This window comes from Paracraurococcus ruber (genome assembly GCF_004353985.1).
Classification (GTDB): domain Bacteria; phylum Pseudomonadota; class Alphaproteobacteria; order Acetobacterales; family Acetobacteraceae; genus Paracraurococcus; species Paracraurococcus ruber.
The window spans coordinates 1-11710 of record NZ_SMOA01000183.1; the positions used below are offsets into that span (position 1 = coordinate 1).

Below are 11710 nucleotides of genomic sequence, written 5' to 3' on the forward strand. Positions count from 1 at the left end.
GCCCGCCAGCTGGGCCCGGCCGCGCTGGGGGCCTGCGGCGGCCCGCCATCGGTCCGCGCCGCGCGGCGCTGTCGCGGCCGGATGGACCGTTCAGCCCTGCTTCGGCCGGCGGCGCCATTCCCAGGGCGGCATCCGCTCCGCCTCCGGCAGGGCCCAGAGGCCGCGGCGGGCAGCGCGCGCCTCCGCCTCCAGCCGCGGCAAAGCCGGGTTGCGGCTGTAGTCCCGGTACACCCAGGCGGCGCCGCGGCGGACCATCTCGGCATTCACGTCCTGCCGGCCGGCGAAGACATGGCCGATCGTGCGGCCCCAGCGATCGGTGTCCTCCACCACCACCCGGACCTCGCGGCCGAAGGCGAGGTTGCTCAGCGCCTCCCGCGCCCGGGTGCCATAGGGTTGCCGTCGCTCCGGCGTGTCGATCTCGGCCAGGCGGATCCGGGTCTCGCGCTTGTCCGGCGTCAGCAGGGTCAGGGTGTCGCCGTCGGTGATGCCGACCACCCGGCCGACCAGGTCGGCGGCGAAGGCCGCCGGGGCCTGCAGCGAAGCGAGCAGGGCAAGCACGGGGAGCAGTCGCAAGCTTCGATCTCCAAAGTCGCAAGCCTAAGGCAAACGACTTTGGAGAACGAAGGGTTTATGGCAACCGAGCGCCCGGCGCCCGGTGTTGCGTGCCAGGTGTCAGGCGTTGCCGTTCAGATAGGCCATGGCCGCCTGCACCCCGCCGGCCTTGTGCGGCACCCCGGCGGCGGCGAGGCCCATCTCCACCCCGCCCAGCGTGCCGACCAGCGAGAGCGGGCCGAAATCGCCGAGATGCCCGATGCGGAACACCCGGTCGTTCAGCCGGCCGAGGCCGTTGCCGAGGCTCATGTTGAATTTCTCGAGGATGGCCGCCCGCAGGGCGTTGGCGCTGTGCCCCTCCGGCAGGCGCACCGCGGTGAGGGCGGAGGAGTAGTGCCGCGGGTCCTCGCACTGGATCTCGAGGCCCCAGGCGCGCACGGCGCGGCGCGTCGCCTCGGCGAAGCGGTCGTGCCGGGCGAAGACCTCCTCCAGCCCCTCCTCCAGCAGCATGTCGCAGGCGGCGTCCAGCCCGTAGAGCAGGTTGGTCGCCGGCGTGTAGGGGAAGTAGCCGGTCTCGTTCGCCTTCAGCATGGGCCGCCAGTCCCAGAAGCTGCGCGGCAGCTTCGCGGTCTCGGTCGCCTTCAGCGCCTTGGCCGAGATGGCGTTGAAGGACAGGCCGGGCGGCAGCATCAGCCCCTTCTGGCTGCCGGCGACGGTGACATCGACGCCCCAGGCATCGTGCTTGTAGTCGATGGAGCCGAGCGAGGAGATGGTGTCGACCAGCAGCAGCGCGGGATGGCCGGCGGCGTCGATGGCCTTGCGCACCTCCTCGATGCGGGAGGTGCAGCCGGTGCTGGTCTCGTTATGGACGACGCAGACCGCCTTGATGGCGTGCGACCTGTCCTCGCGCAGCGCCGCCTCGATCGCCGGCACATCGGCGCCGCGGCGCCAGTCGGTCGGCAGCAGCTGCGCCTGGATGCCGAGCCGGTCGGCCATCTCCTGCCAGAGATGCGCGAACCAGCCGGTCTCGCACATCAGCACGCGGTCGCCGGGCGAGAGGGTGTTGGTCAGCGCCGCTTCCCAGGCGCCGGTGCCGGAGGCGGGGTAGATCACCACCGGCTGGCTGGTCTGGAACACCGCCCGGACCTTTTCCAGCAGCTGCGCGCCGAAGCGGCCGAAATCCGGGCCGCGATGGTCCATGGTCGGGTTGTCCATGGCGCGCAGCACGCGGTCCGGCACGTTGGTCGGGCCGGGGATCTGCAGGAAATGCCGGCCGGCGACGGGCTTCGACTGGTAGTAGGCCATGGATGGGTCTCCTCGGGTGGCGGCGCGGTCCGGCCGGGCTCAGCGCGGCTTATGCCGCCGATGCCTCCTCCGGCGCCAATGAGAAGCCCTTCTCGGATCGATGAGGCTGCCGGATGGGCCGGGCCGGCCGTTGGCCGGCGGCACGGGTCTTGCAATGTTACCGGCGGATGACGCCGGCGACATCTTTCGCCCGGCGCCGGGCCGGGAGACCCTTGGGATGCGACGTCGCCACCTGCTGCGCGGCCTTGCCGCCGCACCGCTCGCCCTGCCCGGCCTCGCCGGCGCGCAGGGCGCCTGGCCCGCCACCTGGCCGACCCGGCCGGTGCGGATCATCAACCCCTATTCCCCCGGCGGCACCACCGACATCGCCGCCCGGCTGCTGACCGACCGGCTGGAGCGCGCCTTCGGCCAGCCCTTCCTGCTGGAATCCCGCCCGGGCGCCGGCGGGTCCGTCGGCACCGCCGCGGTCGCCGCCGCGACCGATTTCCACACCCTGGCGACGACCAATACAGGCCCGCTGGCGGTGGCGCCGACCATGCTCCCCAACCTGGCCTACGACCCGACGCGTGCCTTCACCTTCATCACGATGTTCGGGGGCGCGCCCATCCTCGCGGCGGTGAAGGCCGGCAGCCCGATCCGGACGCTGGCCGACCTGATCGCCGCCGCCCGCGCCCGGCCGGAGAGCATCAGCTACGGCAATTCCGGCACCGGGTCGGTCGGGCACCTGGCGGCGCTGGTGTTCGAACAGGCGACGGGCATCAGGATGCTGCATGTCCCCTTCCGTGGCGCGCCGGAGGCGCAGGCGGCCGTGCTGTCCGGCGACACGGTGATGCTCTGGGACACCATCGGCGCGCATGCCGGCTCGGTGCGGCAGGGCGCCCTGCAGCCGCTGGCGCTCACCTCGGCCCAGCGCCTGCCGATCTTCCCCGAAGTGCCGACGGCGGTGGAACAGGGCTTCCCGGGCGTCGTCGTCTCCAACTGGTTCCTGCTGGCCGCGCCTGCCGCGATGCCGGCGGACCTGGCCAGGCGGATCAACGCCGTCTGCCAGGAAGGCATGAAGGAGGCGGCGGTGGCCGAGCGCCTGGCCGGCCTCGGCCTCGGCTCCCTCGGCAATCCGAGCCCGGAGGAGATCCTGGAATTCGTGAAGCAGGAGGGGGCGCGCTGGGCGCCGATCGTGCGCGGGGCGGGGATCACGGGCTGAGGGCTCGGGATCGAGGGGGACGCCGTCCCCCTCGAACGCCCCCTGCGAGGGGTCGGGCGACCCCTGGACCGGCCTGGGTCATCGCCGCGGGCAGCGCCAGCGGCGATCGAGCCCATGCGGGGGGCCGGGGGTCGGTGCGATCCTCGGCGGAGGGGGGTCCGTGGGAGGGTGGCAGAGCCTCCTCCCGATCCACGCCCCGACGCCGATGAGCGCGCCTTGTCGCATCGATGAGCATTCTAGATCGGACAGGCCGGCCGATCCGCCCTAGATCATCCGACAGGGAAGCCGCCGGGGACCGACGCCGCGATGAATGCCATCAACCCCTCCGCCGCCGGCATTGGCGACAGCCGCCTGGGCGACCGCCTGCGGCGCGAGACGGCGGGCGAGGTGCTGTGGGCCGCCGGCGACCGCGGCCGCTACGCCACCGATGCCAGCATCTACCAGATCGAGCCGGTGGGCGTGCTGGTCCCGCGGACCATCGCCGATGTCGAGGCGGCGATGGCGATCTGCCGGGAGGAAGGCGTGCCGGTGCTGCCGCGCGGCGGCGGCACCTCCCAGTGCGGCCAGACGGTGAACCGCGCGCTGGTCATCGACTGCACCAAGCATCTGCGGCAGGTGCTGGCGGTGGACGCTGATGCCCGCACCGCCACCGTCCAGCCCGGCATCGCCCTCGGCGCGCTGAACGATGCGCTCAAGCGGCACGGCCTGTTCTTCCCGGTCGATCCCTCCACCTGGGCGCGCTGCACCATCGGCGGCATGGCCGGCAACAATTCCTGCGGCAGCAAATCCATCCGCTACGGGCTGATGGCCGACAACGTGCTCGGCATCGACGCGCTGCTGGCCGATGGCAGCCGCTTCCGTTTTTCCGAGTTGCCCGACAACCTGGGCGGCGAGGTCCCCACGAGCATCGCCGACCTGATCCAGCGGCTGCGCGCCCTCGGCGCGCGGGAAGCGGCGGAGATCGCCGCCCGCTTCCCCGACCAGCTGCGCCGCGTCGGCGGCTACAACCTGGATGCGCTGACCCCCGCCGGGCGCGCCGCCGGCCGCGGCAACCTGGCGCGGCTGCTGGTGGGGTCGGAGGGCACCCTTGCCTTCTCCGCCGCGCTCGACCTGAAGCTCTGGCCCATCAAGCCGCGCAAGGCGCTCGGCATCTGCCAGTTCCCGACCTTCCGCGCCGCCATGGATGCCGCGCAGCACCTGGTGACGCTGGACCCGGAGGCGGTGGAACTGGTCGATCGCACCATGATCGATCTCGGCCGCAGCATCCCGATCTACCGCGCCACCATCGACGCGATCGTCCGCGGCGAGCCCGACAGCCTGCTGATCGTCGAATTCCACGGGCAGGAGGACGCGCCCCTGGCCCGCAGCCTGGACCGGCTGGAGGAGATGATGGCCGATCTCGGCTATCCCGACGCCGTGGTGCGCTGCATCGACCCGGGCTTGCAGGCTTCGGTCGCGGAGGTGCGCGAGGCCGGGCTCAACATCATGATGAGCATGAAGGGCGACGGGAAGCCGGTTTCCTTCATCGAGGATTGCGCCGTCCCGCTCGCCGACCTCGGCGACTATACCGAGCGGCTGAACGACGTCTTTGCGAGCTACGGCACCAAGGGCACCTGGTACGCCCATGCCTCGGTCGGCTGCCTGCATGTCCGCCCCGTCCTCAACATGAAGGACGGCGAGGATGTCCGCCGCATGCGCGAGATCGCCGAGAAATGCTTCGCCCTGGTGCGGGAATACAAGGGCAGCCATAGCGGCGAGCATGGCGACGGCATCGTGCGGTCCGAGTTCAACGAGCCGATGTTCGGCCCGCGCATCGCCCGCGCCTTCGAGGCGGTGAAGGATGCCTTCGACCCGAACGCGCTGCTGAATCCCGGCCGCGTGGTGCGCCCGCCGCGCATGGATGACCGCACGCTGTTCCGCTACCACCCGGACTATGCCGCGGACGCGGCGGTGACGCCGGCGCTCGACTGGTCCGCCTGGCCGGGCCCGCAGGGCGGCCTGCTCGGCGCGGTCGAGATGTGCAACAACAACGGGACCTGCCGGAAATTCGATGCCGGCGTGATGTGCCCGAGCTTCCGCGCCACGCGCGACGAGCAGCACCTCACCCGCGGCCGCGCCAACACGCTGCGCCTGGCGCTGACCGGGCAGCTCGGGCCGGATGCGCTGGCCTCGGACGAGGTGCATGCCGCGCTCAAGCTCTGCGTCTCCTGCAAGGGCTGCCGGCGGGAATGCCCGACCGGCGTGGACATGGCGAAGATGAAGATCGAGGCCCTGGCGGCGCGCGCCCGGCGGCACGGCGTGACGCCCAAGGACCGGCTGATCGCCACCCTGCCGCGCTGGGCGCCCTATGCCAGCATCCTGCCCTTCCTGGCGAATGCGCGGGACCGCGTGCCGGGCCTCGCCGCCCTCTCCGAGCGCCTGTTCGGCTTCGCCGCCGAACGCAGCCTGCCGCGCTTCCGCCACGACGCCTTCCACGATGCCGAACTGCCAGCGCCCGATGGGCGGGACGGCGAGGTCATCCTCTTCCCCGATGTCTTCAACCGCTATTTCGAGCCGGAGAATTTGCGCGCCGCCGCCCGCGTGCTCACCGCCGCCGGCTACCGCGTCGCGGTCGCCCGCCCGCCGCGCGGCGCGCGCCCGCTGGACGAGGGCCGCACCCTGCTCGCCGCCGGCCTCGTCGAGCAGGCGCGGGCGGAGGCGAAGCGCACGCTCGACGCGCTTTCGGCCGTGTCCTCGCCGGTGGTGGGCATCGAGCCCTCCTCGCTCCTAACGCTGCGCGACGAATTCCCCGCCCTGTTGCCGGGCGAGGCGGCGCGCGCGCTGGCCGACCGCGCCCTGCTGCTGTCGGAATTCCTGGCGCGGGAGAAGCCGAAGCTCGCCCTCAAGCCCCTCGCCGCGCCGGCCGTGCACGTGCATGGCCATTGCCACCAGAAGAGCTTCGGCGCCTTCCCCGCCGCGGTGGCCATGCTGTCGCTGGTCCCCGGGCTGAAGGTGCAGCCCATCACCTCCTCCTGCTGCGGGATGGCCGGCAGCTTCGGCTACGAGGCCGAGCACCTGGAGGTCTCCAAGGCCATGGCCGAGCTTGCCCTGCTGCCGGCGGTGCGCGCGGCGCCCGCCGAGCACCTGATCGTCGCCGACGGCACCTCCTGCCGGCACCAGATCGCCGATCTTTCCGGCCGGACGGCGCTGCACGGCGTGCGGGTGCTGGAGATGGCGCTGGCATGACCACGGCGGCCGCGATCCTCAATTTCTGGTTCGGCGGCGACCTCGCGCTCTGGCGCGGCGAGCGGTGGTTCCGCCCCGACCCGGAATTCGACGCCGCCTGCGGCGCCGGCTTCGGCACGCTGCTGGCCCCGGCGCGGGACGGCGCGCTGGATGCCTGGGCGGCGACGCCCGAGGGCGCCCTCGCGCTGCTGCTCCTGCTCGATCAGGTTCCGCGCAACCTGCATCGCGGCACCGCCGCCGCCTTCGCCGGCGATCCGAAGGCCCGCGCCGTGGCACGGCAGGCGGTGCTGCGGGACCGCCACGACCTCGCCCTGCCGCCCACCGCGCGCTGCTTCCTCTACCTGCCCTTCGAGCATGCCGAGGACATGGCCGACCAGGATCTCTCGGTCGCGCTGTTCGAGGGGCTGCGCGACGACCCGGTCCAGGCCGGGCCGCAGGGCAGCATCGGCTTCGCCTGGGCGCATCGCGCAGTGATCCGACGCTTCGGCCGCTTCCCGCACCGCAACGCCGCGCTCGGGCGGGACTCCACGCCGGCGGAGCGGGACTGGCTCGCCGCCGGCGGCGGCTTCTGATCCCTGCCCACGGATGTCCCGGCCTCCACGCGCCCACCCGCGCCGCGTGCCGGCGGCGGGACCACGGCGCGCGCCGGTGGAGGGCGGCGGCGCCCGAATGCCGGCCGGTCGGGCGACTCGCTGGAGCGGCGAAGCCGGATTCGTCCCGGATCCATGGCGGGGATCAAGACGGGTCACGACGACGGGGCGGCAGGCTCGCGGCTGCACGAATGACGGCGGCGCAATGCCATCCGGCACAAATCCCGGTGAGCCGGGGTGGAATCCGGGTGCCGAGCCGGTACCCCGAAACTTCATGCCGTGGCACGTTCCACCGGGCACGGGCGAGAACCCGGGCAAGGTCGCGGCGAAGGGCCCGGGCGCATTTCGACCACCCAGTTCCAGCCATCCCCTCCGACCTTGCGTGGCCGCCTGGCCCTGCTTGTCGCCGCGGTGGCACTGCCCCTTCTCGCGCTGGCCGCGCTGGCCGTCTGGCGGGCCTATGATGGCGAACGCATGCGCGCGGGCGACCGGCTCATGGCCCAGGCCCGCGCCATGGCCTTTTCCGTGGACCGGGAATTCGACCGGGCCGAGGCGGTGCTGCGGGTGCTCGCCAGCGCCCCGGTCCTGGCCGCGGGCGACCACGTCGCCTTCGAGGCGCAGATGCGCGCCCTCTCCCTCTCGCAGTTCGACGGCGAGCACCTCACCCTCGCTTTGCCGGACGGCACCCAGCTGATCAACACCGCCTGGCCGCCGGGAACGCGGCGGCCAGGCGCCCCGGGCTATGCCGCGGCGAAGGACGCGCTGATGAGCGGCCGCGCCGTGGTGTCGAACCTCCATGCCGGCGTGGGGACCAACCGGCCGACCGTGGCGGTCGTCGTGCCGGTCTTCCTGCCGGCCGGGATGCTGGCCGGGGCGAATGGCCCCGTCATGGACGGGGCCGCGGACGGGCCCGGCGCGTCCCTGGCCCGGCCGGGGGGCGGGGCGGCGCCGGCCTTCGCGCTCAGCGCCGCGCTGCCGCTGCGCCGCCTCGCCCGCATCCTCTCGGAGCCGGTCCTGCCGGCGGGCTGGGGCGGCGCCCTGCTCGACGCCACCGGCGTCATCGTCGCCCGCACCGCCCGGCCGGAGGAAACGGTCGGCCAGCGCGCCATGCCGGCGGTGGTCGCCGCGGTGACCGCGCCGGACCCGCCCGCCGCCCTGCTGCTGGAAACGCCGACGCTGGACGGCATCGCCTCGGTGGTGGCGCTCGGCCGCGCCTCGCGCTCGGGCTACTGGACGGCGCTGGCGGCGCCGGAGAGCGACTTCTCCGACCCGCTGCGCCGGGCGCTGCTGCAGCTTCTGGCGACCGGCGCGGCGCTGCTGGCGGCCGGGCTGCTGCTCTCGCTCGCCCTGGCGCGCCGGGTGCGGGCCTCGCTGCGGGTCCTCGTGCAGCTCGGCACCGGCAACCTGCCGTTGGTGCAGCAGGCCGGCCTGCGGGAGGTGGACGACGTCGCCGCCGCGCTGGCGACCGCCGAGCGGCGCCGGCGCGTCCTGGTGGCCGAGCTGAACCACCGGGTGAAGAACATGCTGGCCACGGTGCAGTCCGTGGCGCTGCAGACGCTGCGGGCCCGGGCCGGGGATGCCAGCGGCACCGCCGCCGCGCTGACCGGACGGCTGCGGGCGCTGGCCGCGGCGCATGACCTGATCACCGCCGGGTCCTGGGAAGCGGTGCCGCTGGCCGCGGTGCTGCAGGGGGCGCTGCGCCCCTGGCTGAACGACCCGCAGCGCGGCGGCGCCATCCGCATCGAATCGGCGACCGGCGGGGCCAGGCTCGGCCCGCTGCAGGCGCAGAGTTTGATGCTCGCGCTTAACGAGCTGGCGACCAATGCGGTGGCATATGGGGCGCTGTCGGTACCCGGTGGCCAGGTGATCCTGCGTTGCGCCGAGGCACCGGAGGGCCGGCTGACGATCCTGTGGTCGGAAGCGGGTGGCCCGACCCTTGCCAGCGCGGTCGGCGATGGCCCGGCCGGGGGTGCCATGGGCACCAGCGGTGCCGGCGCGGATGGCCGCGTCACCGTCGCGGGGCCGGCCGGCGATCCGGCTAGCCTGGCGGCCGGAGGAGCGGTCGCCGCGCCGCCGCGGCAAGGGTTCGGCACGCGGCTCCTGCGCCGGGCTCTGGCGCAGGATCTCGGCCCCGGTGCGGAGGTCGAATTGCGGTTTGATCCGGGCGGCCTCACCGCCCGGATCGGTTTCCGGCCGGCCCGCTGAGGGATCCGGGTCCGGCCAAGAATTGTGCATTGCACCAAATTTCTTGCGGTGCAGCATGGTAGTTTGTAGTCTGTCTGCAACAAAGGGACGCAACCCAGCCAACGGCCCGCCTTGCACCTGCCGGTCCAGCCGCGGCGCGCCTCGCGCCACGGCCCCCGGTCCAAAAAGGGGGTCACATGTTCCGTCGTTCGCTGCTGGGCGCCGCCCTGGCGATGCCCGCCCTGCTCAGAAACCAGGCCGCCCGCGCCACAACGCCGGTCGATGTCGAGCTGGTCCTTGCCGTGGATGTCAGCCGCTCCGTCGACCCGGAGGAGCAGGAGCTGCAGTTCACCGGCTACGAGAATGCCTTCCGTGACCCGCGCCTGATCGAAGGCATCATGGGCGGGCCGGTCGGGTCCATCGCCTGCATGATGTTCACCTGGTCGGACTGGCACATCCAGACCGTGGTGGTGCCCTGGACGAAGCTGGACGGGCCGAAGACCGCCGGCGCCTTCGCCGATGCCATCGCCGCCGCGCCGCGCCGCACCTGGCTCTACACCTCCATCTCCGGCGCCATGGATTTCGCGGCGAAGCAGTTCGGCCAGGGCTTCGAGGGCACGCGCAAGGTCGTCGACATCTCCGGCGACGGGGTCAACAATTCCGGCCGCCCGGTGGCCGAGGCGCGGGAGGAGGCGCTGGCCCAGGGCATCGTCCTCAACGGCCTCGCCGTGCTGGACAAGCAGCCGAGCCCCTTCTCGCAGGCGTCCGGCCTGCCGCCGCTCGACGAATACTACCGCGACGAGGTGATCGGCGGCCCCGGCGCCTTCCTGGTGGTGGCCGAGGGCTTCACCGCCTTCGAGGCCGCGGTGCGGCGCAAGATCATCCGGGAGATCGCCGCGGTGCCGGCGCCCGGCGCGCGGGTCGAGCGCTTCGCCTGACCGCGCCTCGCGGCGGGCCGGAAAGCCGCTCTCGGCGCCGGCTGGCACGGTATCGGCGGCTCGGCCGGCAGACGGTCGCGGCCTGGCCCGCCCGATCTGGCGGGCCGCCCGGTCCGCCCCGCGCGCGACCCCGCGGCGCTTGAGGCCCGCGCGGCCCTGCGCGCGGGGTGCGGACCGGACGCCGTGGCCGCCGATCCCACCGGCGCCGGGACCGGGGCGCGGCGACGGGAGCGCTTCGCCGCCGCATCGGACCGCGCGCGCCGCCTGCGGCGATGGATCATCCGGCGGATCGACGCTGCGCCCTGGGCACCATGTCCCGCCGACCGGCGCGATCGCCCCTGCGCGCATCCTCACCGCCGGGCGGCACGCCGCCGGACCCGGCCGCGGGTCTGCAACCGCGGCATCCGCCAGCAGCGCGCGACGCCTGTCCCGGATCGCCGCGCGGGACGACCGACCGGCACGGGTGAGTTCGGCCTCGCGGGGGGCAGGCCGCCCCGCCATCGGGTGGCACGGGTCCGGACGGGACGCATCCGGCGGCGCCATGACGCGCCGCGCACCATCGCCGCACCCGACTGCGGGCGCGCCCGCGGCATGACCCCGTGCGCGGCCGTCTCAGTTTCGGCACTTCCTCGCATAAAAGTGTTGGTCTAGCCTGATCCCCGTTGCGATTCGCAGCGGGTCGCGGCGGTCCGTGCGCAACTGCCGGCCCCTCGGCCCCGTCCCCGGCATGTGGCGTTCCCCGCCCTGGACAGGATCGGCAGGATGCCCCCCGAACCACCCCAAGGACCGCCGCCCCGGAAACCGCTGGATGCCGCGGCCAGCCTGCTGGATCGCGGGCTGCGCCGGCGCCTCGCCTCCGACCTCCGCGGTGCCCTGGGCCGCAGCGAGCTGACGCTGCACTACCAGCCGCGCATCCGCCTGGCCGACGGCGCGCAGGTGGGGGCGGAGGCGCTGCTGCGCTGGCGCCATGCGAAGCGCGGCGATGTCGCGCCCGCCGCCTTCATCCCGGTGGCCGAGGGCTCCGACCTCATCGTCGCGCTGGGCGCCTGGGTGCTGCGCACGGCCGCCGCCGCGGCGGCCGCCCGGCCGGCCCTCGGCCGGCTGTCGGTGAATGTCTCCGCCCGGCAGATCCTCACCGGCGCCCTGCCCGGCCAGGTGGAGGCGGCGCTGGCCGAGACCGGCCTGCCGCCCGAGCGGCTCGAGCTCGAGCTGACCGAGACGCTGGCCCTGCCGGAGGGGCCGGAGGTGGTCGGCCTGCTGCGCGGCCTGCGCGACCGCGGCATCGGCCTGGCGCTGGACGATTTCGGCGCCGGACATGCCTCGCTCGGCCGGCTGCGCCGGCTGCCCTTCAGCACGCTGAAATTCGACCACAGCCTGATCGCCGGCCTGGCCGAGGCGGGGCCCGACCTCGCCATCCTGCGGGCGCTGCGCGACCTGGGCAGGGCGCTCGGCCTGCGGCTGGTGGCGGAAGGGGTGGAACAGGCGGCGCAGCGCGACCTGCTGGCCGGGCTCGGCGTCGACGAGGCGCAGGGCTTCCTGTTCGGCGTCCCGGCGGAGCTGGAGCCCTGCCCGGCCGCGCCCCTTGCACCGGCGACGGAAGGGACCACAACCGGGGACGCATGAGACCCGCCTCCTCGAGTCCCGGCCCGCGGCCGGCGCAAGCCGGCCAGGGCCGCGCAGCCCGCCCGCCGCAGGCGCCGCCGCGCCGGCCCCCG

8 protein-coding genes are annotated in these 11710 nt (G+C 74.0%); 6 read left to right on the forward strand and 2 right to left on the reverse strand.

Annotated features, from left to right (window positions below):
• Positions 1 to 90: 90 nt before the first annotated feature.
• Together E2C05_RS23050 and E2C05_RS23055 are read right to left on the reverse strand one after the other, a co-directional pair.
• The gene (locus E2C05_RS23050) at positions 91 to 573 is read right to left on the reverse strand and encodes a thermonuclease family protein (protein ID WP_200306670.1); all 483 of its coding nucleotides are present in this window, start codon (positions 571 to 573) and stop codon (positions 91 to 93) included.
• A 99-nt stretch (positions 574 to 672) separates the two neighbouring features.
• Complete coding sequence (locus E2C05_RS23055; protein ID WP_133221994.1) at positions 673 to 1857, reverse strand: pyridoxal-phosphate-dependent aminotransferase family protein; 1185 nt, start codon at positions 1855 to 1857, stop codon at positions 673 to 675.
• A 217-nt stretch (positions 1858 to 2074) separates the two neighbouring features.
• Between E2C05_RS23055 and E2C05_RS23060 the strand changes: the two genes are divergently transcribed.
• The 6 genes from E2C05_RS23060 (at position 2075) to E2C05_RS23085 (ending at position 11618) form a co-directional block, all read left to right on the forward strand.
• Positions 2075 to 3058 (forward strand): Bug family tripartite tricarboxylate transporter substrate binding protein, encoded by a 984-nt coding sequence (locus E2C05_RS23060; RefSeq protein WP_158292314.1) that lies wholly within the window; start codon positions 2075 to 2077, stop codon positions 3056 to 3058.
• A gap of 306 nt (positions 3059 to 3364) precedes the next feature.
• Positions 3365 to 6283: an FAD-binding and (Fe-S)-binding domain-containing protein gene (locus E2C05_RS23065; RefSeq protein ID WP_133221996.1), complete on the forward strand. Its 2919-nt coding sequence runs from the start codon at positions 3365 to 3367 to the stop codon at positions 6281 to 6283.
• Complete coding sequence (locus E2C05_RS23070) at positions 6280 to 6855, forward strand: DUF924 family protein (protein ID WP_133221997.1); 576 nt, start codon at positions 6280 to 6282, stop codon at positions 6853 to 6855. Before E2C05_RS23065 ends, E2C05_RS23070 begins: the two co-directional genes overlap by 4 nt.
• Before the next feature lie 429 nt (positions 6856 to 7284).
• Complete coding sequence (locus E2C05_RS23075) at positions 7285 to 9078, forward strand: sensor histidine kinase (RefSeq protein WP_133221998.1); 1794 nt, start codon at positions 7285 to 7287, stop codon at positions 9076 to 9078.
• A gap of 176 nt (positions 9079 to 9254) precedes the next feature.
• Positions 9255 to 9995 carry a DUF1194 domain-containing protein gene (locus E2C05_RS23080; protein WP_133221999.1) on the forward strand — a complete coding sequence of 247 codons (741 nt, stop codon included), beginning with the start codon at positions 9255 to 9257 and terminating at the stop codon, positions 9993 to 9995.
• Between the two features lie 762 nt (positions 9996 to 10757).
• The gene (locus E2C05_RS23085) at positions 10758 to 11618 is read left to right on the forward strand and encodes an EAL domain-containing protein (RefSeq protein WP_133222000.1); all 861 of its coding nucleotides are present in this window, start codon (positions 10758 to 10760) and stop codon (positions 11616 to 11618) included.
• Positions 11619 to 11710: the final 92 nt, after the last annotated feature.